At 69.4% G+C, this 22,817-nt stretch carries 20 protein-coding genes; 12 read left to right on the top strand and 8 right to left on the bottom strand.

Annotation, left to right across the window (positions count from 1 at the left end; genetic code table 11):
- Positions 1–134: 134 nt before the first annotated feature.
- A complete protein-coding gene (locus ACWDS7_RS29760; protein WP_451931947.1) occupies positions 135–734 on the bottom strand; it encodes a GntR family transcriptional regulator in 600 nt (199 codons plus the stop codon).
- Positions 735–806: 72 nt separating this feature from the next.
- On the opposite strand from ACWDS7_RS29760, the gene aceE reads away from it, so the two are divergent.
- Complete coding sequence (gene aceE, locus ACWDS7_RS29765; protein WP_451931948.1) at positions 807–3,266, top strand: pyruvate dehydrogenase (acetyl-transferring), homodimeric type; 2,460 nt, start codon at positions 807–809, stop codon at positions 3,264–3,266.
- 139 nt (positions 3,267–3,405) lie between these two features.
- Here the strand turns inward: aceE and ACWDS7_RS29770 are convergent, their stop codons facing one another.
- From ACWDS7_RS29770 to ACWDS7_RS29790, 5 genes are all read right to left on the bottom strand, one after another.
- On the bottom strand, positions 3,406–3,834 hold the full coding sequence (locus tag ACWDS7_RS29770; RefSeq protein WP_451931949.1) for a hypothetical protein: 429 nt from the start codon (positions 3,832–3,834) through the stop codon (positions 3,406–3,408).
- Positions 3,798–4,424, bottom strand: coding sequence for a class I SAM-dependent methyltransferase (locus ACWDS7_RS29775; protein ID WP_451931950.1), 627 nt, complete (start codon positions 4,422–4,424; stop codon positions 3,798–3,800). The genes ACWDS7_RS29770 and ACWDS7_RS29775 overlap by 37 nt, the downstream gene beginning before the upstream one ends.
- 116 nt (positions 4,425–4,540) lie before the next feature.
- Positions 4,541–5,080 (bottom strand): flavodoxin family protein, encoded by a 540-nt coding sequence (locus tag ACWDS7_RS29780; RefSeq protein WP_451931966.1) that lies wholly within the window; start codon positions 5,078–5,080, stop codon positions 4,541–4,543.
- 319 nt (positions 5,081–5,399) lie between these two features.
- Positions 5,400–6,653 carry an alpha-L-fucosidase gene (locus ACWDS7_RS29785; RefSeq protein WP_451931951.1) on the bottom strand — a complete coding sequence of 418 codons (1,254 nt, stop codon included), beginning with the start codon at positions 6,651–6,653 and terminating at the stop codon, positions 5,400–5,402.
- A 21-nt stretch (positions 6,654–6,674) separates the two neighbouring features.
- Positions 6,675–7,862, bottom strand: a complete 1,188-nt coding sequence (locus ACWDS7_RS29790) for an ROK family protein (protein WP_451931952.1) — start codon at positions 7,860–7,862, stop codon at positions 6,675–6,677.
- A gap of 95 nt (positions 7,863–7,957) precedes the next feature.
- Between ACWDS7_RS29790 and ACWDS7_RS29795 the strand changes: the two genes are divergently transcribed.
- The 6 genes from ACWDS7_RS29795 to ACWDS7_RS29820 are packed head-to-tail and all read left to right on the top strand — an operon-like array spanning position 7,958 to position 16,643.
- Complete coding sequence (locus ACWDS7_RS29795; RefSeq protein ID WP_451931953.1) at positions 7,958–9,247, top strand: sugar ABC transporter substrate-binding protein; 1,290 nt, start codon at positions 7,958–7,960, stop codon at positions 9,245–9,247.
- Positions 9,244–10,212, top strand: coding sequence for a carbohydrate ABC transporter permease (locus ACWDS7_RS29800; RefSeq protein WP_451931954.1), 969 nt, complete (start codon positions 9,244–9,246; stop codon positions 10,210–10,212). Before ACWDS7_RS29795 ends, ACWDS7_RS29800 begins: the two co-directional genes overlap by 4 nt.
- Complete coding sequence (locus ACWDS7_RS29805; RefSeq protein ID WP_451931955.1) at positions 10,209–11,060, top strand: carbohydrate ABC transporter permease; 852 nt, start codon at positions 10,209–10,211, stop codon at positions 11,058–11,060. Before ACWDS7_RS29800 ends, ACWDS7_RS29805 begins: the two co-directional genes overlap by 4 nt.
- Before the next feature lie 17 nt (positions 11,061–11,077).
- Entirely contained in the window at positions 11,078–12,052 is a 975-nt protein-coding gene (locus ACWDS7_RS29810; RefSeq protein WP_451931956.1) for a Gfo/Idh/MocA family protein, read from the top strand.
- Positions 12,049–13,014 carry a Gfo/Idh/MocA family protein gene (locus ACWDS7_RS29815; protein ID WP_451931957.1) on the top strand — a complete coding sequence of 322 codons (966 nt, stop codon included), beginning with the start codon at positions 12,049–12,051 and terminating at the stop codon, positions 13,012–13,014. Before ACWDS7_RS29810 ends, ACWDS7_RS29815 begins: the two co-directional genes overlap by 4 nt.
- Positions 13,014–16,643, top strand: coding sequence for a carbohydrate-binding protein (locus ACWDS7_RS29820; RefSeq protein ID WP_451931958.1), 3,630 nt, complete (start codon positions 13,014–13,016; stop codon positions 16,641–16,643). Before ACWDS7_RS29815 ends, ACWDS7_RS29820 begins: the two co-directional genes overlap by 1 nt.
- A gap of 602 nt (positions 16,644–17,245) precedes the next feature.
- Here the strand turns inward: ACWDS7_RS29820 and ACWDS7_RS29825 are convergent.
- The gene (locus tag ACWDS7_RS29825) at positions 17,246–17,500 is read right to left on the bottom strand and encodes a hypothetical protein (protein WP_451931959.1); all 255 of its coding nucleotides are present in this window, start codon (positions 17,498–17,500) and stop codon (positions 17,246–17,248) included.
- A gap of 111 nt (positions 17,501–17,611) precedes the next feature.
- On the opposite strand from ACWDS7_RS29825, the gene ACWDS7_RS29830 reads away from it, so the two are divergent.
- The 3 genes from ACWDS7_RS29830 to ACWDS7_RS29840 all read left to right on the top strand — a co-directional run bounded on the left by ACWDS7_RS29830 (position 17,612) and on the right by ACWDS7_RS29840 (position 20,995).
- Entirely contained in the window at positions 17,612–18,841 is a 1,230-nt protein-coding gene (locus tag ACWDS7_RS29830; protein ID WP_451931960.1) for a sensor histidine kinase, read from the top strand.
- Positions 18,829–19,467, top strand: coding sequence for a response regulator transcription factor (locus ACWDS7_RS29835; protein WP_451931961.1), 639 nt, complete (start codon positions 18,829–18,831; stop codon positions 19,465–19,467). Before ACWDS7_RS29830 ends, ACWDS7_RS29835 begins: the two co-directional genes overlap by 13 nt.
- A 169-nt stretch (positions 19,468–19,636) precedes the next feature.
- The gene (locus ACWDS7_RS29840; protein ID WP_451931962.1) at positions 19,637–20,995 is read left to right on the top strand and encodes an erythromycin esterase family protein; all 1,359 of its coding nucleotides are present in this window, start codon (positions 19,637–19,639) and stop codon (positions 20,993–20,995) included.
- Positions 20,996–21,426: 431 nt separating this feature from the next.
- On the opposite strand, the gene ACWDS7_RS29845 is transcribed toward ACWDS7_RS29840, so the two are convergent.
- Positions 21,427–21,915 (bottom strand): DUF1579 family protein, encoded by a 489-nt coding sequence (locus ACWDS7_RS29845; protein ID WP_451931963.1) that lies wholly within the window; start codon positions 21,913–21,915, stop codon positions 21,427–21,429.
- Positions 21,916–22,002: 87 nt separating this feature from the next.
- On the opposite strand from ACWDS7_RS29845, the gene ACWDS7_RS29850 reads away from it, so the two are divergent.
- Positions 22,003–22,341: an ArsR/SmtB family transcription factor gene (locus tag ACWDS7_RS29850; protein WP_451931964.1), complete on the top strand. Its 339-nt coding sequence runs from the start codon at positions 22,003–22,005 to the stop codon at positions 22,339–22,341.
- Positions 22,338–22,817, top strand: a 480-nt coding sequence (locus ACWDS7_RS29855) for an SRPBCC family protein (protein ID WP_451931965.1), incomplete at its 3' end; no start/stop codon positions are given. The genes ACWDS7_RS29850 and ACWDS7_RS29855, both read left to right, overlap by 4 nt.

Genomic DNA, 22,817 nt, shown 5'->3' on the forward strand with positions numbered 1-22,817 from the left:
AGGCCGGCCCACGCCACTCCTTCATCCGGTTGATGCAGCGTTCGGCCGCGTTGCGCTGCTTGTAGAGATCGGGATCATGGGTGACCGGCCGGCCATCGCGGGAGCCGCCCCAGATGACGATCGACCGGATGTGATCAGTCAAGCGGGGCGTAGCCGAGGATGTGGTCGCGAAGTAGGGCCCCCACGTCGGGGTCCCCGCGTTCGAACGCCGCCACGAGCGGCTCGTGGTCGGCGGCGTTCTCGCAAGGCCGCATCCGGAACAGCCGTATCGACAGGTGCGTCCACACCTCGATGCCGAGTGACTCCCACATCGCCAGAAGCACGTCGTTGCCCGAGGCTTCGACGATCTCGCGGTGGAACGCGACGCCGTGGTGTATCTGGTCGGCCACGGAGGCGGCGGCCGCGGCCTGCTGCAGGCCGGCGAGATGGACCCGCAGCGCCTCGACGGGCGGGTGACGCAGCCGCACGGCCGTCTCCTCCAGTCCCGCCCGCACCTCGTAGATCTCGCGCAGGTCGGCCGCGGTGAGCCGGCGGACCCGTGCGCCCTTGTGCGGCGACGACTCGATGAGTCGGAGCGCCTCCAGCTCGCGCAGCGCCTCGCGCACCGGAGCCTGGCTGACGCCCAGCTCCGCCGCCATGCGCCGTTCCACCACGCGGTCACCGGGCCCCCATCGGCCGCTGATCAGGCCGCCGAGCACGGCCTGCCGGATCTGATCACGAAGCGGGAGTCGCATGACAGGTTTCACGAGTCCCATGATGACAGATGGAAACAACCGATGATCGATCATTGGGTGTTTAATGGTGGCATGGAGAAGGACATTGACCCGCAGGAGACCGCGGAATGGCTGGAATCGCTGGAGGCGGTCCGCCGGGCGGCAGGCCCTGAACGGGCCGAGTACCTGCTGAAGCGGCTGGCCATGAGCAGCCGGTACATCAACACCGTGCCGACGTCGGAGGAGCCCGGCTACCCCGGTGACCTCGAACTGGAGGAGCGGATCGCGGCCTACGACCGGTGGAACGCGGCGGCGATGATCACCAGGGGCAGCAGGCTCGGTCTCGGTGGCCATCTGGCCACCTATGCCTCGGCAGCCTGGCTGTACGAGGTCGGGTTCAACCATTTCTTCCACGGCGGTCATGACCAGGTCTACTTCCAGGGCCACGCGTCCCCGGGCATCTACGCCCGCGCGTTCCTGGAGGGACGGCTGACCGAGGGCCAGCTCGACCTGTTCCGGCGCGAGCCCGAGGGCGGGCTGCCGTCGTACCCGCACCCGCGGAGCATGCGCGGGTTCTGGCAGTTCCCCACGGTGTCCATGGGCCTCGGGCCGCTCAACGCGATCTACCAGGCCAGGTTCAACCGCTACCTGCACAACCGCGGCATCAAGGACACCTCGCTCAGCCACGTATGGGCCTTCCTCGGCGACGGCGAGATGGACGAGCCGGAGTCCACGGCGGCCATCACCCTGGCCGCCCGCGAAGGGCTGGACAACCTGACCTTCGTGATCAACTGCAACCTGCAGCGGCTCGACGGGCCGGTACGCGGCAACACCCGCATCGTGCAGGAGCTCGAAGGCGTCTTCAGGGGCGCGGGCTGGCACGTCGTCAAGGCGCTGTGGGGCGCCGAATGGGACGGGCTGCTCGGTTCGGACGAGCTGGTGTCCCGGCTGGGCGAGATGCCGGACGGGCAGTTCCAGACCTTTGCCACCTCGACCGGGGCCTACATCAGGCAGCATCTGTTCCACGGGCTGGACGTGCCGTACTCCGATGAGGACCTGCGGCGCATCGTCGGTGGCTCGCGGGCCGGCCACGAGCCGCGCAAGGTGCACGCCGCCTACCGCCGGGCCCTCGACCACCACGGCGCACCGACGGTGATCCTCGTGCAGACCGTCAAGGGGTGGACGCTCGGGGCCGGCGTGGAGGCGCGCAACGCCAACCACCAGATGAAGAAACTCACCCAGGACGAGTTCCGGGCGCTGCGCGACCGGCTCGGGCTGCCGGTGCCGGACGAGGCACTCGACGCGGACCTACCGCCGTACCTGCACCCCGGGCCCGACTCGCCCGAGGTCCGCTACGTGGCCGAGCGCCGCCGGGCCCTGGGCGGGCCCATCCCCAGCCGAACCGTCTCCCACCAGCCGCTGCCGGCGCCGGCCGAGCGGCCGTTCCAGTCCCTGGAGAAGGGGTCCAAGCAGCCGGTGGCCACCACGATGGCCTTCGTCCGCCTGGTCAAGGACCTCATGAAGGAGCCGGAGACCGGGCGCCGCTGGGTGCCCATCGTGCCCGACGAGGCCAGGACCTTCGGCATGGAGTCGCTGTTCCCCACCGCCAAGATCTACTCTCCGCTGGGCCAGCGTTACGAGTCGGTCGACCGGGATCTGCTGCTGTCCTACCAGGAGGCGGTCGACGGCCAGCTCCTGATCGAGGGCATCACCGAGGCGGGATCGATGGCGTCGTTCACGGCCGCCGCCTCCAGCTACGCCACCCACGGCGAGGCCATGATCCCGTTCTACATCTTCTACTCGATGTTCGGCTGGCAGCGGACCGGCGACCAGATGTGGGCGCTGGCCGACCAGCTCGGCCGCGGATTCCTGATCGGCGCCACCGCAGGACGGACCACGATGACCGGCGAAGGGCTGCAGCATGCCGACGGGCACTCCCAGCTGCTCGCCTCCGCCAACCCGGCGTGTCTGACCTACGACCCCGCCTTCGGCTATGAGGTCGCAGAGATCGTGCGCGAAGGGCTCCGGCGCATGTACGGGCCCGACGGCGAGGACGTCTTCTACTACCTCACCCTCTACAACGAGCCGCTTCCCCAGCCCGCGATGCCCGAGGGCGTGCGCGAGGGCATCCTCAAGGGCATCTACCGCTACTCCTCCGGCGGCGGCCAGGCCCATCTGCTCGCCAGCGGCACCGCGATCCACTGGGCACTGGCCGCGCAGCGGCTGCTCCAGGAGGAGCACGGCGTGGGAGTCGACGTCTGGTCGGTCACCTCATGGAGCGAACTGCGCCGCGACGCGATGACCTCCACCGGAGTGCCCTACCTCCGGCAGGCCCTGGCCGGGACCGAGGGCCCGGTGATCGCGGTCAGCGACTGGATGCGCGCCGTGCCGGATCAGATCAGCCCATGGATCGACCGGCCGTGGACCTCCCTCGGCACCGACGGGTTCGGCCTCTCCGGCACCCGGGAGTCCGTACGCGAGCACTTCGGCGTCGACCCACGTTCGATCGCCGACGCCGTGCTCAAGTCCGTCAAGGAGACCGGCCGGAGATGACCGGCCCGGCTTCACCACCGCTGCGGCCGAGCTGTCCGGGTGTCGTCCACCCGCGCGCGGACGACACCGGCGTCATCCTGGGGTGTTGCCCCGTTCCGGCAGGTCAGCGGCCCGCCTTCCAAGCTGTTCCCGAAGGTCTTCAAGGAAGCTCTGACCTGCATATCCGTTGAAAATTTCGCCGAAACCACCGGGACCCCCATCGGGACCCGGCGGGGACGTCGGCTATGCGGGCTTGGAGGGCGATGACGCCGGCGCCCACGGGCGGGACCATGGACACGACGCCTTCGCCCGCGGGGCGAAACTCTGCGGGCAGGTAGGCGCCGAACGCGGTGCCTTCGGCCAAGGACACGTCGCCAGGAATGTCCTTCAGGCAGTGAACGGCCAGGTCGATCCGGGCGCAGATCAGGGCGTGGTCGATCTCTTTGCTGAAAGCGACTTTGCCGCCGATGTCGGTGAGGTCGCCGGGCCAGCGATCGGCGCCGACGGTGATCGGCACGATCCGGGTTGGAACGCCGGGCAGGAACTCGGTGATCAGCGTGACGACGTGATCGGTTTGGGCTCTGACCATGGTGGAGGTTCGGGTGCCGATCCGTGCTCGTTCAGCAGGTCGGCCCAGGTGGCGGGTTCGTAGGCCCACCGATACACCCACAGCTGCCGGCCGGTGAACCCGTTGCCGTAGCTGCCTTGTCTGCCGTGGCTGCCCGGGACCGCGGGAGCATGCGCGAAGACGAACCTGCCGCCCGCGGCGAGCCGGGCCCGTACCAACGGCAGCAGCCGGACGGGATCGGTGAACCAGCACGCTCCCCAGATCGAGTAGATCACCTCCCACTGCTGGCCGGCGGAGGCGAGGTAGTCCAGGACGTCGGCCTGGACGGACCGGGCGCCGGGCAGGTGACCCCACCGGGTGCGGGCCTGCGCGCAGTGAGCGGGGGAGAAGTCGACGCCGGTGGCCCGCACCCCGCGGCCGGCCGGCGCCGCGACGGCGTTGCCGCGACCGGAGCCGAGCTCCAGGGCGGTGGCGGGATGGCCGAGGATCTCTGGTCCGGGACCGTGGTCGGCGTACTGGGTCCAGCCGAAGGCGCCATGCAACGCCTCGACGGGTGTTTCCTCGGGCGCCCGCTCGGCGGCCGGCCCGGCCAGGGCGTAGAACACCGGCACCAGCAGCGTGCCGACTATCCGAGGGTCAAGGTATGAGGAGCTTTACCGGTGTCGAGCCCTTCGATTGGCCTTGACAGGTACCGGGCGGCCACCGAGCTGCGTGTCGCGCGAGGCCGTCACGCCAGAGACGGCGCTCCCGAACGGTCGGATGAGGCCGAGACGGTCTGGAGGGCCGCCAACTGCTCGAGATCGGCGCCGCGTCGGTACGCCCGGGTGACGACGGCCACCCTTCGTCCGAGTTCGCTCGCCGTACGCAGGTCGGTGGCAGGTGGCGCGGTCTCCGGACCGACGTCGCTGTCGGACTGGGCCATCGCCCCCAGCCAGCTGCCCAACCGGTTGAGGTCCTCCACCGAACCGCCGCTGCTCGACCATCCACCGGACTGGGCGAGCCCGACCCAGATCATGCCGTGCTGGGCGGCGAGCATCGCCAGGTCCACCAGGGTGTTGAGCTTGTCGCCGCTCATGCAGCTGCTGTTGGTGAACCCCGCCGCAACCTTGTCCCTCCAGCGCAGGTTGTCCTTCAGGACGGCGCTGGTCCCTTCCGCGAAGATCTTGAACCCCGCCGACGGGCTGCCCATGTAGGTCGGGGCGCCGAACACGATCGCGTCCGCGGCGTCAAGGCTTGCCCACAGGGCCCGGTAGCAATGGAGCAGAATTCAACGGTGTCGCTGCTGACCTGCGGAAGCTCCTTGAGAAACACGGTCACGGGACGGCAGGCCCAGAGCCCATCCGTGCACGTCAGACCCATTTCCATTGGATTTTCCGCGATTGCTACCGGGACCCCCAGGTCGATGCCCCTACGCAGGCATACCCTCCTGACCTGCAGAGACGTTGCGGTTTGCGGCCGATGACACGTTTCTTAACGGCACCCCCACTACGCCTTCCTGCACCGAGCTGGATCTGCCGACTCATATCCAAATCGTCTGGGCCTGGCCAGTGCGAGCACCAACCCGGTGAACCTTTCCGGTCACCGCACTAGTCGCGGCCGCTGCCGCGGTAGATGTCCAGCTCGCCGTCGAGTTCCAGCGCGATCACCGTGGCGTGCGGGTCGATCGCGTGGGCGGGTGGCGCGTCGATCCACAGGATGCCGGGCACCCCGTTGAGCTCTCCGGTGATCGTGTGCCCGAGCTCGCCGTCGGCGCCGACGACCCTGGCACGCAGGACGGTGTTGCGCAGCCCGCGCACTGCCACCGTGTCGCGGGGTGGGTCGAAGCAGGTCAGGTACAGGGTCCTGCGGTCGGCGGACAGCGTGCTCGGGCCGTAGTGGTGGCCCGCCGGCAGCCCGGCGGTCGTGCCGTACACCGCCTCCGCGTGCCGTTCGATCCAGGCGCCGAGGCCCTTCAGGCGGCCGGCCTGTTCGGGGAGGATGCGGCCGTCGGCGGTGGGACCGACGTCGAGCAGGAGGTTGCCGCCCGCGCCGATGGTCTCGGCGAAGTAGCGGACGAGGTGGCCCACGGGCTTGTGGTTGGTGTCGTCCGGGCGGAAACCCCAGTTGTCGTTGATGGTGAGGCACAGCTCCCACGGGCCGTCGGGCGGCGTGATGGGGACGCCCTGTTCCGGTGTCGCGTAGTCGCCGCGTGAGAGCATGCGCGCGTTGAGCACGGTCCGCGGCCGTGCGGCGAGGATGCGGTCGGCGAGGGCGTCGATGCCCCACTGCTCCTCCGAGCGCTCCCACTCGCCGTCGAACCACAGCAGGTCGGGCCGGTACCGCTCGACGAGCTCGTCGACCTGGCCGTCGCGGTAGGCCAGGTAGCGGGCCCACGCGGCAGGGTCCTCCTGCCCCTCCGGAGGAGTCACGTAGGGGCTCGGGTGGGCTTCCGGGCCGCGGACGCTGGGGTAGTCGGGGTGGCTCCAGTCCGAGTGCGAGTAGTACAGCCCGACCTTCAGCCCGCGCTCGCGCAGCGCGTCCGCGAAGGGGCCGACCAGGTCGCGTCCCGCTGGGGAGGCGGTGACGTTCAGCTCGCCGTACGCGCTGTCCCAGAGGGCGAAGCCGTCGTGGTGCCGGGTGGTGAGTACGGCGTACCGGGCTCCGGCCTGGGCGAACAGCTCCGCCCATGCCGCGGGGTCGTAACCGTCCGCGGTGAATCCGTCGAGCTGGGCCAGGTAGGCCTCATGGGAGATGTCGCCGTAGTAGAACGACCAGGACTCGGCCACTCCCTCGACGGCGTAGAGGCCGTAGTGGATGAAGATGCCGAGCTTGGCGTCGGGGAACCAGGGCTGCATGGGCATAGGGGGATCCTTCTTGGGTTCTTACCATTTCCAGGGCGGCGTCGAGGTGCTGGAGAGGGTCTTGCCGCCCAGGGCCGAGGCGGAGAGCTGTTCCATGACCGAGGTGGCGGCCAGGCCGCCCGCGCCGGTGATCGACGCGCGGTCCTTCAACGCGGAGGGGACGATCGGGGGCGCGGGCCGTACGGTGCACAGCCTCTCGACGTGGCGGCGCAGCGGGTCGAGGAAGGTGTCGCCCGCCTGGACGTTGCCGCCGCCGACGACCACGATCTCGGGGTCGACGGTGAGCACCAGTGCGGCGATGCCGATCGCGATGACGTCGGCGAACCGGTCGACGGCGGCCACGGCGAGCGGGTCGCCCGCGGTGGCGGCGTCGAACACGCCCTCCCTGCTGACCCGCCGGCCGTCGGTGAGCTCGACGTCGTGCAGGTACTGCTGGGCATGCTCCCAGCCCATCTGCGGCAGTGCGCCGATCTCGCCGGCGGCGCCGTTCGCGCCCCGTACGACGGTGTTGTTCAGTACGACCCCCGCCCCCGTGCGGTTGCCGGAGTGCACGTAGACCATCGAGCCGGCCTCGGCGGCGCTGCCCTTCCACGCCTCCGCGAACGCGGCGAGGTTCGAGTCGTTCTCGACGGCGATGGGGCACTCGAAGGACGCCGCGAAGGCGGCGCGGACGTTGAGACCCTCCCAGTCGTCGAGGCCGCGCGTGACGACGTCCTGGTAGACCACGGCGGGGACGGACACCCCCATCGCCCATACGGCGGCGCGCTCGCGGCCCTGCGAGCTGAGGAGCTGGTCGACAACCTCGACGGCGTCGGCCAGGACGGCCTCGGGCGGGTCCGCGGCGGAGACGGTGATCGAGCGGGTGGCCAGGACCTCGCCGTTCAGGTCGGCGAGCTCGGCCCGGGTGGTGTGCTGGCCGATGTCGATGCCGGCGACGACGGCCGCGCCCGCGTTGAACTGGTAGCGGTTGGCCGGCCGCCCGGCTCCGGTGGGGGAGAGGGGCTCGATGTTCTTCACCCAGCCGAGGGCGACGAGATCACCCACCACTGTGTCGGCCGCGGTCTTCGACAGCCCGGCGACCTGGGCGATCGCCGGAATGGTGAGAGGCTCTCCGCGGATCGCCTCGATCACCGCCAGCGAATTGATACGGCGCAGGCGCGACTGGCCTACGGGCTGGCGTAGGAGGCTCGCTTCACGTCCGATCAGCACTCACGTGGCCCTTTCGTTTCCTGGGATGTCTTCCATTAAAACACAAAGTGTATTTATTATTGCCCACCGTGCCCCCCAGCAAGAAGGGACCAACCATGCGTAATCGCGTCATAGCCATAGCCACCTGCGCCTCTGCCGTGCTCGCCCTCGGCGCGTGCGGCCAGAAGCTCCAGGACGCCGGTCCGTCGGCCTCCGCCGGCGCCGAGCCCGCGAGCCTCCTCTATTGGGGCAAGTGGGCGAAGGGCACGCCGCAGGCGAACCTGTTCGAGAGCGTCATCGCCGACTACACCCGGCAGACCGGCGTCAAGATCGACGTTCAGTGGCTCGCGCAGGGCCAGGAGCAGCAGGTCAAGAACGCTGTCGCCACCGGCGCCGGGCCCGACTTCTTCGACACCGCCATCGACCACACCGCCGAGTTCCGCGCCGCCGGCGTGCTCGGCGACATGGGCCCGATCTTCAAGACCCAGATCCCGGGCGAGGGCAAGACCATCGAGGAAGTCCTGCCGAAGAGTGTGATCAAGGCCATCAGCGACGACAAGGGGTACGGCTTCGTCCCGCACAGCGTCTTCTCCATCGGCCTCTGGTACGACTCCGCCAAGTATCCCGACTTCGCCCCCAAGTCGTTCGACGAGTTGCTGGAGATCGCCAAGAAGGAGAAGGCGTCCGGCCGCGCGCCGATCGCGCTCGACGGCTCGGTCAACGCCTACAACTCCTTCTGGATCCACCAGATGCTGCTGTCCACGGCCGGCCCCGGCATCCTGCTGAAGCTCGCCGCCGACCCGGCCGCCTGGGACCTCCCCGAGGTGAAGCGGGCGGCCAAGGCGCTGGAGTCGCTGGTGAAGGCCGATCTCTTCGAACCCGACTACATGGCCACCAAGTTCCCGGCCGCACAGAACGCCTGGGCGGGCGGCAAGCACAGCTTCATCCTGAACGGCTCCTGGCTCGGCAGCGAGACCGCCTCGCTGCGCGCCGCCGCGGTCAAGCCCCGCGTCATCGCCTTCCCGCCGGTCGACCCCGCCAAGGGCTCGGTCGCCACGGTCGGCGCACTCGGCTGGGGCGTGAACGCCAAGTCGAAGCACCAGAAGGCGGTCGCCGACTTCCTGGCCTTCGCGATGCAGAAGAAGTACATCGACCGCATCGGCACCGACGCGGCCAACATCCCCTCGCGCGTCGACTCGCCCGCCCCGGTGGAGCTCCAGCAGCTGCAGGCGTCCATCCGCGACGCGGAGCAGGTCACGCTCGACGGCGACGGCGTCTCGACCGTGCAGCCCAAGTGGCTGGCCGACGTCTTCCTCCCCCTCGACGACAAGTTCGTCGCCGGCAAGCTCAGCGCCGAGGAGTTCCTGGCCGAGGGCAAGGCGAAGACCGCCGCCATGAACGGATGACCGTGACCGTGTCCGACACCGCCCTGCGGGCTCCGTCTGCGGACAGGCGGGCGAAGGTGCCCCGCGGCGCGCTCCACGGCGAGCGCCGCCGGCTGTACCTGCCGATGCTGCTTCCCGCACTGATCGCCTACCTGGTCTTCTTCGTGCTGCCGTCGCTGTTCGGCGTCGTGCTCAGCTTCGCCGAGTGGTCAGGACTGGGGACCGAGCTCTCCTGGGTCGGTTTCTCCAACTACGTGTCGATGGTCGGGAGCGAGCTGTTCCGTGCCTCGTTCGTGCAGACGCTGGCCCTGACGCTGGTCGTGGGCCTGGCGCTGTTCCTCATCGCCGGCGCCTCGATGATCGTATTGCGTACGGCCCGCGGCAGCGCGTTCATCCGGGCGGCCGTCTTCCTGCCGTTCATGATCTCGCCCATCGCCGTGGGCCTCGCCGTCTCGTTCCTCTTCAACCCGGACGGACTGATCAACACCGTGCTGGGGGCCCTCGGCCTGTCCGAGCTGCGCCAGCCCTGGCTGGCTCCCGAGCTGATCTTCAACGTGATCATGGCCGGGGTGGTCTGGAGCGCGGCCGGCTTCTACGTCGTGCTGGTGATGTCCGCGGTCGACGGCATCCCGCCGAGCTACTACGAGGTGGCCAGGATCGAGGGCGCGAGCGAGCTCCAGCAGTTCCGCTACGTCACGCTCCCGCTGACCAGGGACATGCTGGCCATCGCCGCCTCGCTCTGGGCGATCGCCGGCATCAAGACCTTCGAGATCGTCATCGCCTTCGTCGGCACGGCGGGCACCCCGCCCCCCGAGGCCAGGACCCTCGCCGTCGAGCAGTACCTCCGGGTCACCGGCGGCCGTGAGGGCGGACTGGCCCAGCTCGGCGAGGCCGCGGCGATCGGGATCGTGATGACGGTGATCACCGCCGTCCTGATCGTCCTGTCGCGCAGGATCCAGCGGCGCGAACGACTGGAGCTGGCATGATCCGCGCCGGGCTTGCCCTGATCAGGGTCCTGATCTGGGCCTGGGTGCTGTTCAACGTCAGCATGGTGGTCTGGGTCCTGCTGAACTCGGTGAAGAGCTCGCGGGAGATCTTCGACAACCCGGCCGGCCTGCCCGCCATCTGGATGTGGGAGAACTTCGCCACCGCGTGGTCGGACTCCGGGCTCGGGGCCGCCGCGATCAACTCGGTGGTCCTCACGCTCGTGTCCGTCGTGCTCATCATGGCGCTGTCCATCCCCGCCGCCTACGCGGTGGCACGGCTGGGCGGGCGCTCCAGCGGTCCTGTCGCGACCTTCTTCGCGGTGGGCATGAGCATCCCGTTCCAGGCGTTCGCCGTCCCCATGGTCCTCATCGGGGCAGGGCTGTCCCGGTTCATGATCGACTGGGTCACCGGCGTCTGGGACACGCGGATCACCGTCACGCTCTTCTATGTCGTGCTCAGCCTGCCGTTCAGCATCTTCGTGCTCATCGGCTACTTCCGCTCGCTCCCCGGCGACGTGGAGGAGGCGGCCGCTCTCGACGGCGCGTCGCCGTTCCGCACCTTCCTGCAGATCATGGTGCCGCTGGCCAAGCCCGGCATCACGACCGTGGCGGTGCTGAACGCGCTGAGCCTGTGGAACGAGACCGTGATCGTGCTGATGCTCGTCCCCGACCAGAGCGCGCAGACCCTCAACGTCGCCCTGCTCAACTTCTACTCCAACATGCAATACACCTCGAACTGGGGTGGGCTCTTCGCCGGCGTCGTCATCGTGGTGCTCCCGATGATCGCGACCTATCTCTGGTTCGGCCGCCGCATCGTCAGCGGCATGACGCAGGGCATCGGCAAATGACAAGAAATGGATCTCCCATGCACGCAACGGTCGGACTCATCGGCGCCGGTGGCATCGCCAACGCGCACCTCCCGGCCTGGCTCGACCTCGGCCACGACGTCGTCGTCCACTCGATCGCCGACGACGCCGAGGCGCTGACCCGGCGCCACGGAGGCGGCCGGATCGTCCCCAGCCTGGACGCCCTGTTCGAGGCGGCGGACGTCGTCGACATCTGCACGCCGACACACACCCACTACGAACTGGCGCTCGCCGCGCTCGGTCACGGCCTGCCGACGATCTGCGAGAAGCCGCTGACCCGTACGCTCCCCGAGGCGGAGGACCTGGTCGCCCGCTTCGCCGAGGCCGGGGTCCCGCTGTTCCCCGCGCACGTCGTACGCTACTTCGCCGAGTACGCCGAACTGCACCGGGCCGTCACCCGCGGCGACATCGGCAGCGTCGCCGTGCAGCGGCACACCCGCCAGGGCCGGAGCCCGGCCGGCGGCTGGTTCCTGGACGAGGCGCTCTCCGGCGGCGTGCTGCTCGACCTCATGATCCACGACATCGACATGGCGCGCTGGATCGGGGGAGAGGTCGAGCGCGTCTTCGCCCGCACCCACGCGGTCGGCGGCAGCCAGAGCACCCAGGCGTTCCTCACGCACGCCAACGGCTCGATCTCCGTGCTGACGGCGACCTGGACCACCGCGCCGATCGAGTTCAGGACGCTGTTCGAGGTGGCCGGTTCGCACGGGCTGCTGCACGCGGACTCCGACGAGCGCCGCCCCTACCGCTACCAGGGCGACGCCGTGCCCGCGCCCGACATCCTGCCCGACTTCTCCCCGCTGACCAGCCCCTACCGGGCCGAGATCGAGGACTTCGTCCGCTCGGTCGCCACCGGTGTCCCACCGCGCGTCACCGCGCTGGACGGCCTCGCCGCCATGCGCATCGCCGACGCCGTCGCCCGCTCGGCCGCCGAAGGCCGGCCGGTCGACCTCAAGCCCCTGGAAGCCGCATGAAGATCGCCCTGCTCTCCTTCGCCCACCTGCACGCCGCCGAGTACGCCGCCGCGCTCCTGCGCTGCGGCGACGTGGAGATCGGCGCCTACGCCGACGGCTACGACGGCGTCCCGGACGGAGTCACCGCCTTCGAGACCGAGGACGAACTGTGGGCCTGGCGGCCCGACGGCGTGGTGATCTGCGCCGAGAACACGCGTCACCGGGAGTTCGCGCTGCGCGCCGCCGCCGAGGGCGTGCACGTGCTCTGCGAGAAGCCGCTCGCCACCTCGCTCGCCGACGCCACCGCGATGCTGGAGGCCGCCCGCGCCGCGGGCACCGTCCTCATGACCGCCTTCCCGGTCCGCTTCGCGCCGGCCTACGCCGACCTCCGGGCCGCGGTACGGCGGGGCGACCTCGGCCGGATCGTGTCGATCGCGGCCACCAACTGCGGCGGTGTCCCCACCACCCGGGACTGGTTCACCGATCCGGCAAGCAGCGGCGGCGGCGCCCTGACCGACCACGTCGTGCACGTCGCCGACCTGCTCGCCGACCTGCTGGACGACGACCCGATCGAGGTCTACGCGATCGCCAACTCCATCCCCAACCCGGGCAAGGCCGTCGAGACCGCCGGGCTGGTCTCCCTGCGCTACCGCGACGGGGTCATCGCCTCCATCGACTGCTCCTGGTCGCGCCCGCCCGGCCGTCCCAACACCGGCGACCTGGTCACTCTCACCGTGATCGGCACCGAGGGCGTGGTCGACATCGCGCCCTTCTCCGGGGTCCTCACCGGATGGAACAGTGGCCCGCTCGCACACGGGTACGGGGCGCCGCTCGACGACCTGCTCATCCGCGCCTTCCTCGACGCCGTCCGCGACGGCGAGGCCCGCCAGCCCGACGCCAGGGCGGGCCACCGGACCGTCGCCCTCGTCGAGGCGGCCTACCGCTCCCTGCTCGACGCCGCCTCCATCCCCCTGGAGATCTGATGATCCGCCATGTCCTCGGCGCCGCCACGATGACCGCCGCCTTACTGGTGCTGCCCGCGCACGCCGCCTCCGCCGCCGAACCGGCTGCCGGCCGTACGACGGTGACCTTCTCCGACACCCACGAGATCCTGCACGGCAACCCGTACACCGGCACCGCGTTCGACGTGAACACCCACAGGACGCCGGGCACGCCCGGCTACACCTTCACCAACGACCCGGGCATCACCGACTTCATCGAAGGCACCAAGAAGATCCCCGCCGACGCCGACGTGGTGCGGCTCCAGATCGCCTGGGCCGACTTCGAGCCCGACGACGGCGTCTTCGTCTGGGACCGCCTCGACGCGTTCATGAAGCGCGTCAACGAGCAGGGCAAGACGGTCGAGTTCCAGCTGCTCATGTCGGAGGCGCCCGACATCGTCAACGATCCGGGCGTCTTCCCGTACGAGTACCCGCCGGCCTGGCTGTTCGACAAGGCCGGGGTGCCGTTCCGGATGGCGCAGTACAACAGCGGCTACTATTCCAAGCAGCCGCTCTACTACAACCCGATCTACCTGGACCGGCTCAAGCGCGCGGTGGACGCCTTCGCCGGCCGCTACGACGGCGACCCGGGCGTGGCGTGGGTGGACCTGCGCGCCTTCTCCCTGTTCGGCGAGTGGTCGGGCTGGAACGACGCGATGAACTTCCCGTGGCCGGACAACGCCACCCGCGTCTCGACGCTCCAGGCGATCCTCAAGATCTACGACGACGCGTTCGACAAGTCGATGGTCATGATGCAGAACGCCGGCGCGGAGGTGAACAAGAACGATCCCGACGCCGACACCCAGGCCAAGCGGTTCAGCGTGTACGGCTACGGCAAGGCGGCCACGTTCGAGAACTGGGGCGTGCGGTCCGACACGGTCAACGCCGGCTTCGTCTGGCACAACTACGGCGACACCGCGCAGGCCCCGTACGTCAACCGCAGGCTCCGCCGCGACATGATCCAGGTGTCCGAGGGCTCCAACTGGGACAACCCCACGATCATGCTGAACAACCCCCGGCTGTTCGTGAAGAACTCGCTGGAGGGCTACCACTCCAACCTGCAGGGCATCAACAACACCGGCTTCGAGAACTGGCAGCCGATGAAGGACGCCTACGGCGAGTGGTTCGAGACGCTGGCGCGTTACACCGGCTACCGCTTCCTCATGCCCACCGCGACCTACGACACCGAGGTCAAGCCCGGTGGCGAGTTCCGCATCTCGCACACCTGGACCAACAACGCGGTCGGCTTCAGCCCCCGCCGCTACCCGGTCGAGGTGCGCTTCACCGACAGGTCCACCGGCGACGTCGTGTGGCGCGACACCGACGCCACCCTCGACCAGACCAAGCTCTTCAAGGGCGACGTCCGCCAGATCAACTCGGCCTTCACCCTCCCGGCCGACCTGCCCGCGGGCTCCTACGACGTGGCCGTCGCCATGCTCGGCGAGGACGGCAAGCCGCGTATCGAGCTGGCGATGCCGGGCGGCAAGGACAAGGTCTACCCGATCGGCACCGTTCAGGTCGCCGCGGGAGCCGCGCAGGCCGGGCGGCCGACGACCCCGCTGACACAGTTCACCATCCAGAACGAGGACTACACCGCGGCCGGCGGCGCCTACGGCGTCGAGACCCCGCCCGAGGGCGGCCTCGGCGCGCTCTACATGGACGCGGCCGGTGAGTCCGCCGAGTACGACAACGTCGACGTGCCCGCCACCGGCACCTACCGGGTCGAGTTCCGGGCCTCCTCCGAGGAGGCCAACCACCTGAAGTTCGAGGTCGACGGCAAGGAAGTCGCCACCATCAAGGTGCCGGACTCCGGCGGCTACAACACCTACAGGACCTTCGAACGGCAGATCCCGCTCACCGAGGGCCGCCACACGATCAAGCTCACCCGGCCTGACGGGCGCTGGTTCTTCCTCAACTGGATGCGGTTCACCCTGGAACGGCCCGAGTCGATCACCCTCCAGGCCGAGTCGGCGACCGAGCAGCAGGGCACCCAGAACACCGACCTCACCGACAGCGACGACGGCACCCCCGGTGTCGCCTACATCGACACCGGCGACTGGTCGCGCTTCGACGACGTCAGCGTCCCCGCCGACGGCAAGTACCTGCTGCAGCTTCGCTACTCGACCGTCAACGACAAGCCGCTGAAGTTCCGCGTCGAGGTCGACGGCGCCGACGCCACGGGACCGCTGAGCCTGCGCCCCACCAGCGGCATGCTCAGCCCACGGACCGAGGACTTCGTCCTCCCGCTGACCGCGGGCAAGCACTCGGTCAAGGTCGTCTGGATCGAGGCGAGCACCAGCATCGTCTGGAACTGGATGCGGCTCGACCTGCAGGGCACGTCCGAGCAGACCATCGAGGCCGAGCACTGGACCATGCAGTGGAACACCGACCAGGAGTGGAACTGGAAGGGCCCCGACACCGGCGTCGTCACCAAGGACGGCATCGTCGGCGGCATCGACCCGAACGACTACCTGCGCTACGAGAACGTGTTCGTCCCGAACACCGGCATGTACAAGGTGACCTTCAAGGGCTCGGCCGCCGAGGACACCACGTTCAGGTTCGAGGTGGACGGTGACCGCAACACGCTCTTCGCCCCCAAGTCCGACGACGCGAACGTGACCACCTGGGTCAAGATCCCCGCCGGCCTGCACACCCTCCGGGTCGTGAGCGAGGGCAGCGGGCTGGCACTCGACAAGTTCACCCTCACCGCCTCCACCGCCGCGATCAAGGCACTCGACGTCACGGGCGCCGGCGCGCTCAAGGTCGGCGAGCCCGGCCGGCTGTCCGTCGCGACGGTCGGCGCGGACGGCACCCGCACCCCGGTGACCAAGGGCGTCACCTTCAAGAGCTCCGACCCGTCGATCGCCACCGTGGACGCGGACGGCCTCGTCACCGCACGCACCTGGGGCACCGCCACGATCACCGCGATCCACGACGGATTCTCCGGCGAGCACAAGATCACCGTCACCGACCCGAAGGTGGTACTCACCTACGTCAACGACACCGACAAGCGCATCGCCTACCCCGATGACGACTTCATCTACAGCCCCGACCGCGGGATGGGCGACTACAACGACGACGTCCACGCCGGCTGGCACGCCGGGCAGGCCGTCGAGTTCACCTTCACCGGCACCGGCATCAGCCTGCTGTCCGAACGCTACTCCGACATGAGCACCATCGACATCTACGTCGACGGCGAGCTCAAGGCCACGGTCGACTGCGACTCCCCGGTACGGCTGACCGCCCAGCGGGTGTTCCAGCTCACCGGGCTGCCGATGGGCGATCACACCATCAAGGTCGTCAACGGTGCGGACAAGTTCGTCATCATCGACGCGTTCGTGGTCGAGACGCCCAACACCTGGAACGGCGCCGAACTCGGCGTCGGCAACGTCAACGCCAAGTCGGTGACCCTGACCTGGCCGTCCGTGCCGACCGCCACCGGCTACGCGGTCTTCAACGGCGGCACGGAGGTCATGCGGGTGACGGGGACGACGGCTCGGGTCACCGGGCTCCGTGGCCGCACGAGCTACACCTTCACCGTCCGCCCGCTGGCCGCCGACGGCACGACCCTCCCGATCGAACTGTCAGCCACGGTGCAGACCAAGGGTTGACCGTGCCCGCTTGAACGTACCGGCCGGGTCAGCCGACCCGGCCGGTTCGCTTCATGTGCGTCCCCTTGGCGGGCGTCGGCCGCGCTCAGGGCTTGCGGCCGAGGAGCACGAGGAGCCGGTGCTGGACGGGAGCGTCCTGGGCGACCTCGAGCGGCGGGCCGAAGAGGCCGATTCCCCGGAAGCTGTGGACAGAGCCGCCCTGAGCGGCCGTTCGTCGCTGGTCGCGCACGATACTTGCAATGATCTTGAGCGCGTTTTCTTGTACCGGACAGTGCTTCCATTTCTGCCCGGTCTGCGGCCCGGCGTGGTCCGTTCCCGCCGCCGGCCCCTCTGGGGCGGGTCCGTTGGATTCTGCTCCATTGCTACCGGGACCCCTGGAACACCCATGACCGGTTGGTGTTGTTGAAGATGGTCCGGACGGGTTGAGCCGGGGCGATGTCGCAGTAGTAGGAGACTGGCTTGTAGCCGAACATCTCGCCCGTCGAAGTCGTCCTCGGTCCACAAGCAGACATAGCCCTGCGGGAACGCCCCTTCCCTTCGGTGACAGCTGTCCGAGCGGTGGGCCTCCTTCTTGGTGACGCCGGTGAGGGGGACGATGTGGTTCATGTCTTGCGCCTGCTCACATGGTGCATGATGAGGGCGGCGATGCACGCGATGGCGACGCCGCCCGCGACCAGGCCGAGCGGCCAGGCGCCGATGCTGTTCGCGATCACGTTGACGACCGCGCTGGCCATCAGGACGAGCCAGAGCAGGGCGCGCAGCGCGAGAGCACCTTTGCTCAGCGCGGGTTTGCTCGCTGCGGGCCAGGGGGTGGCGGGGTCGGAGTCAGGGCTGGGGATGCGGTAGGGGTCGGTCATGGCCAGAATCCTAGAAACGGGCCCGATCCGCGGAAATCCCGCACGCTAGCCGGCCGTGGTACAGCGGGCTGGAGCAAGCCGTGTCCCCTTTCACCTACTATGACCCTGGTGATGCGGGGAATTCTTGAAGGTCTGGAACGGCTGGCCGGAGGGCTGGGCACCGCGTTCATGGCCGTCGTCGTCGCGCTGTGCTGGCTGGTGGTGGCCGCGTTGAGCCTGGTCGGGGTCGGGCTGGCGCTGGTGCCGGCGATGATCGCGATGACCAGGGGCGCGGCCGAGTGGGAACGCAGGCGCCTGGCCGGCGCGGGTGTCGAGATCGTCAGCCCGTACCGGCTGCCTGCCGAGCAGCTGCCCCGAGGCTGGGCGGCCAGGATGCGGGCGGCCCGTGCCGACCCGGCGACCTTGCGCGACCTGGGCTGGCTGGCCGTCTACGCCGTGGTGGGCCCGGCCTGCGGCCTGCTCGGGATGATCATGCCGGTGGCGGTGCTGCGGGAACTCACCTACCCGCTCTACTGGCAGTTGCTGCCGCGCGAGGATCAGCTCACCAACTTCGGCTTCCCGGTCACCACCTGGCCGGGCGCGATCGCCACCTCGGTGATCGGCCTGGCCGTCTTGGTCGCCCTGGTCCGTCTCTTCCCCGTGCTGGCGCGCCTGCAGGCGCTGCCCGCCAGGAAACTGCTGGTGCCGCACGCCTCGATCGACCTGTCGCAGCGCATCGCGCAGCTGACCGTGACCCGCGCGGGGGCGCTGCGCGCGCATGCCGTCGAGCTGCGCCGGATCGAGCGGGCCCTGCACGACGGCGCGCAGAACCGGCTGAACGCGGTCGTGGTCACGGTGGCCGCGGCCGAGCGTGCTCTGCAGCGCGATCCCGCTCGGGCCGCGCACGCACTGGAACGTGCCAGGAGCGCGGCCGAGCAGGCGCTGGCGGAGCTGCGCGGCGTGGTGCGCGCGATCTTGCCGCCGATCCTGGAGGACAAGGGGCTGGCCGGCGCGCTGGACGCGCTGGCCGCCGGATGCTCGGTGCCCTGTCGGGTGCGGGTGGGTGAGCTCGCCGTGGTGCCGTTGTCGGTGGAGAGCGCCGCCTACTTCACCGTGGCCGAGGCGCTGACCAACGTGGGCAAGCACAGCGGCGCCCAGCACGTGGAGGTCGTCGTCGAACGTGTAGGCCCGTTACTGCGCGTCCAGGTGCGTGACGACGGCAAGGGCGGCGCCCGCGACGGCGCGGGCACCGGGCTGGCCGGGGTCCGCCGCCGCGTCGAGGCCCATGACGGAACGATGACCCTGACCAGCCCCGATGGGGGGCCGACTGTGATCGAGGTGGAACTGCCGTGCGAGTCGTGATCGCTGAGGATGACGCGCTGCTGCGCGAGGGCCTGGTGCTGCTGCTGAGCGGGGAGGGCATCGAGGTGGCCGCGGCCGCGAGCGACCCCGAGGGGTTTCTGGCCGCGGTCGAAGAGCACCGGCCCGATGTGGCGGTGGTGGATGTGCGCATGCCGCCCACCCACACCGACGAGGGCATCCGGGCGGCCGTGGCGGCCAAGCGCCTGCAGCCGGGCCTGGGGGTGCTGGTGCTGTCGGCGCATGTCGAGCAGGCGTTCGCGACCGACCTGCTGGCCGACGGCACGCACGGGGTCGGCTATCTGCTCAAGGAGCGGGTCGGCAAGGTCGAGCAGTTCCTTGAGGCGCTGAACCGGGTCGCCGGCGGCGGCACCGCCATCGACCCGGAGGTGGTGGCCCAGCTGTTCAGCCGCCGCCGTGATCCCCTGGCGGAGTTCACCCCGCGCGAACGCGAGGTGCTCGCGCTGATGGCCGAAGGACTGGGCAACCTGGCCATCGCCGACAAGATGGTGATCACCGAGGGAGCGGTGCACAAGCACATCCGCAACATCTTCGCCAAGCTCGGCCTGGCTCCCAGCGACCGCGTGGACCGCAGGGTCGCCGCCGTGCTGCGCTACCTCGGCGCCTGAAGCCGGCCTCTGACACCCGGCCTCTGGGAAACGGCGTTGTGAGCTGGGCCGCGGGCGGCGTGCGGTAGCCAGCACCACCATCGACCGGCCAGCGGGCGGGATCGAAACCGCCTGCGCCCATCCCTACGTTGGTGATTGCTTCATCCGACACCCAATGTAAGGATCTGTCTTGACGAGCAACATTCTGCGCCGTACCGTGCCGGTCACCCTGGCGCTGGCGGCCTGTCTGACGAGCGTGAGCGCGCCGGCATTCGCCACCCCTGCCCCCGCCCCCGCCGGCGTCGCCACGGTGGCCGTCGGCGCCGGCCAGGAGCGGGTGGTGGCGGACCTGGAGCGCCACGCCCAGGAACTGCGCAGCACCGTCCCGAGCGGTCAGTCCCGCGACCTGCGGGCGTTGTCGGCGATGACCAAGGGCGCCACCATCGTGGGGATCGGCGAGGTCACGCACGGCTCGAAGGAGCTGTTCACGCTGCGGCACCGGATGTTCCGGCACCTGGTGCAGACCCAGGGCTTCACCACGCTGGCGCTGGAGGCGCCCTGGTCGGCCGGCGTCCGCCTGGACGCGTACGTGCGCACCGGCAAGGGCGACCTGCGCACGATCATGGCCGAGGATTTCCAGCAGTCCTACGGCTCGTGGAGGACCCAGGAGTGGATGGACCTCTACGAGTGGATGCGCGACTACAACCGCACCGCCTCGCGCAAGCTGCGCGTGATGGGCTTCGACATCGGCGACGTCCTTCCCGAGCAGTACCGGCGCATCCTCGCCTGGGCCGAGAAGCACCAGCCGTCGCTGGAGCCCGAACTGCGTCGCCGCTACGCGGGCCTGCTCGCCCTGCCCGCCGGTGTGGAGGAACGGATGAACACCCTGGCCACACTGCCGGCCGAGCGGCGCGCCGCCCTGGCCGGCGACGCTCAGGCCGCCTACCGCCTGCTGGACGGCAGCGGCAAGGTGAGCCCGAAGGTCCTGCAGGAGGCCCGCGTCATCGTCCAGATGACCACCATGTACGCACTGGACGGGTCCGCCCTGCACCGTCACCGTGACCGGTCCATGGCCGAGAACACCGTGTGGTGGCAGCGCCACACCGGCACCAAGACCGTGGCGGCCGCGCACAACGGGCACATCGGCTACGTCTCGGCCTGGCCCGATCTGTACCCGGTCACCCAGGGGGCCGTCCTGCGCTCCCTGGCCGGCACCTCCTATGTGGCGATCGGCACCACCATCCACAGCGGCCGCTTCCGCGCCACCGACCCCAAGACCGGCAAGGTCGCCGTCTTCGACACCGGCGCCCCCGTCCCGGACAGCAGCGAGGCCGTCCTGGACCGGGTTCGCTACCGCGACTACTACGTGGACCTGCGCCGTGCCGGCCGTACTCCGTCCACCCGAGCGTGGCTGGACACCGCCCGTCCGACCTTCACCATCCCGGCCACGTACGTGCCCGAGCAGTTCAACCGGCCGCTGGCCCTGGGAGCGGCCTTCGACGTGATCGTGCACCTCAACCGGGTCGAGGCAGCCACCCCGCTGCCCTGACCCTCCTTCCCGCGGGCTGGTCGGCCGATGGTGAAGCAGGTTGCATGGCTCCTCAGCAAGAGATGTTGTGTAGTTGGCCAATAACACACAGTGATCGCAGTGTCGACCGCCGAGGGCCGCCGTGGCGCTGGGGGCGCCGGCTGTGCACCTCGGCCCGACCTGCCCGCGAGCCGCGATCAACCGCAAACCCCGGTGATCCGGCGTGTTCAGCCTCCCCTGAGATGACCGATCCCGCGACCACGCAAAGCAGCGACGGTTACTCAGCGTTACTTTGCGGCTGGTGACACGGACCCGAGTGGGAGCCTTGTCGGCGTACACCTCCATGTGCAAAGGCGCGTACGGATAGACGCGCACAGCATGATGGTGTTGTGGTGCCTCCGCCAGGAACGGCGAGGTGAGCTCGACGGTGAGGCTTCTGACCTGCGAGGGATTCAGCGGCGAGGGATGGCGCTGGGGCTGGAAGCCCTCGTGAAGCTCATGTCCATCCAGTGCCGCCAGTCTGAGCCGTTGTCAGTGCGCTCCCATTCGGCCGTCATGGAGTCGCCGTCTTCGGCGATCACCAGCGTCGCCCGCTCCGTCTCACCGGCGAACGTCCAGACACCCTCGTCGTCGACGCTTGCCCGCATGGTGGTGAAGTTGCCGTGATTGTCGAAGGAGCGCATGGGGTAGGTCCGGCTCGCTGGATCGTAGGGCCCGATCATCTCGATGACCTCGACGTGTTCCTCATTCATGCGCACGTCCACACGGTGAATGAGGAAGTGCTCGCCCGCCAGCCACTCGTAGGTGTCCGACCCGGCGATGCGGATCGCCGGGTCGATCGCGGTGGCCGCTATACGCCCCTGCGAACGCCAATGGCCAACCAGCGCATTCAGGTGCTGGTTCTCCGGTCGCGGGGCACGGGTGTTGTCGTCTCCTGACATGGCGGATCCTCGTCATCGATAGAGTGTAAGATGTTGCTTAAACACTTACATGCCGTCCCGGCAGTGCGCAAACGAAGGCGGTGGCCCATGGACGACGCGCTTCGCGCTGTGGCGGACCCGACCCGCCGCGCCATCCTCGTCCTGGTGCGGGATCGCGAGGTATCGGCAGGCGAGATCGCCGAGCGCTTTCCCGAAATCAGTCGCCCTGCGGTATCCCAGCATCTGCGAACGCTGACAGCAGCCCGCCTCGTCGACGTCCGCCGCGCAGGCAATCGCCGCTTCTATCGGCTACGTCCGGAGGGGCTGGCCGAGGCGGTGACGTTCCTGGAGACGATGTGGTCCACCTCGCTCAGCCGCCTCCAATACGAAGCCGAGCGAGAAGAACGCGCGCACACTGGTGACCAGGACGTGAAGGGACCGTTGTGAGCAGGACGATTGAGCAGACGTTGCACATCCGTGCGCGTCCCGAGACGGTCTGGCGGTTCTTCACCGACCCGGCACGCCTGGCGCAATGGTGGGGAACGGCCGAGCTGGACGCCCGCCCCGGTGGCACCTTGCAGGTTGCGATGCACGGGGGCCCACGCCCGGTGATGCGCGGACGGTTCGTGGAGCTCGTGCCGTACGAACGTCTCGTCTTCACCTTCGGCTGGGAGGCCACACCAGGAGCGCCCGACATGGCACCAGAGGCATCCCGAGTCGAAGTCACCCTGACCCCGGACGGTGATGGCACCGAGCTCACCCTGCGCCACAGTGGTCTGCCGGCCATACTCGAAGAGGAGACCGGCGATGGCTGGGCGCACCTGCTCCATCGTCTGGGCGAAGTTGAACGCGACAGATCGACGGCAGCACGATACCGGAGGGGGTGGAGGCGCCGGGGATGGCCCAGCCGGCGGAGGTGGTGG

Source organism: Streptosporangium sp. NPDC003464 (assembly GCF_053588315.1).

Coding starts and splice junctions, on each gene's coding strand:
- ACWDS7_RS29760 (WP_451931947.1), bottom strand. CDS start 734: ATGCGACTCCCGCTTCGTGATCAGATCCGGCAGGCCGTGCTCGGCGGC.
- aceE (WP_451931948.1), top strand. CDS start 807: ATGGAGAAGGACATTGACCCGCAGGAGACCGCGGAATGGCTGGAATCG.
- ACWDS7_RS29770 (WP_451931949.1), bottom strand. CDS start 3,834: ATGGTCAGAGCCCAAACCGATCACGTCGTCACGCTGATCACCGAGTTC.
- ACWDS7_RS29785 (WP_451931951.1), bottom strand. CDS start 6,653: ATGCCCATGCAGCCCTGGTTCCCCGACGCCAAGCTCGGCATCTTCATC.
- ACWDS7_RS29795 (WP_451931953.1), top strand. CDS start 7,958: ATGCGTAATCGCGTCATAGCCATAGCCACCTGCGCCTCTGCCGTGCTC.
- ACWDS7_RS29800 (WP_451931954.1), top strand. CDS start 9,244: ATGACCGTGACCGTGTCCGACACCGCCCTGCGGGCTCCGTCTGCGGAC.
- ACWDS7_RS29805 (WP_451931955.1), top strand. CDS start 10,209: ATGATCCGCGCCGGGCTTGCCCTGATCAGGGTCCTGATCTGGGCCTGG.
- ACWDS7_RS29810 (WP_451931956.1), top strand. CDS start 11,078: ATGCACGCAACGGTCGGACTCATCGGCGCCGGTGGCATCGCCAACGCG.
- ACWDS7_RS29815 (WP_451931957.1), top strand. CDS start 12,049: ATGAAGATCGCCCTGCTCTCCTTCGCCCACCTGCACGCCGCCGAGTAC.
- ACWDS7_RS29820 (WP_451931958.1), top strand. CDS start 13,014: ATGATCCGCCATGTCCTCGGCGCCGCCACGATGACCGCCGCCTTACTG.
- ACWDS7_RS29825 (WP_451931959.1), bottom strand. CDS start 17,500: ATGACCGACCCCTACCGCATCCCCAGCCCTGACTCCGACCCCGCCACC.
- ACWDS7_RS29830 (WP_451931960.1), top strand. CDS start 17,612: ATGCGGGGAATTCTTGAAGGTCTGGAACGGCTGGCCGGAGGGCTGGGC.
- ACWDS7_RS29845 (WP_451931963.1), bottom strand. CDS start 21,915: ATGTCAGGAGACGACAACACCCGTGCCCCGCGACCGGAGAACCAGCAC.
- ACWDS7_RS29850 (WP_451931964.1), top strand. CDS start 22,003: ATGGACGACGCGCTTCGCGCTGTGGCGGACCCGACCCGCCGCGCCATC.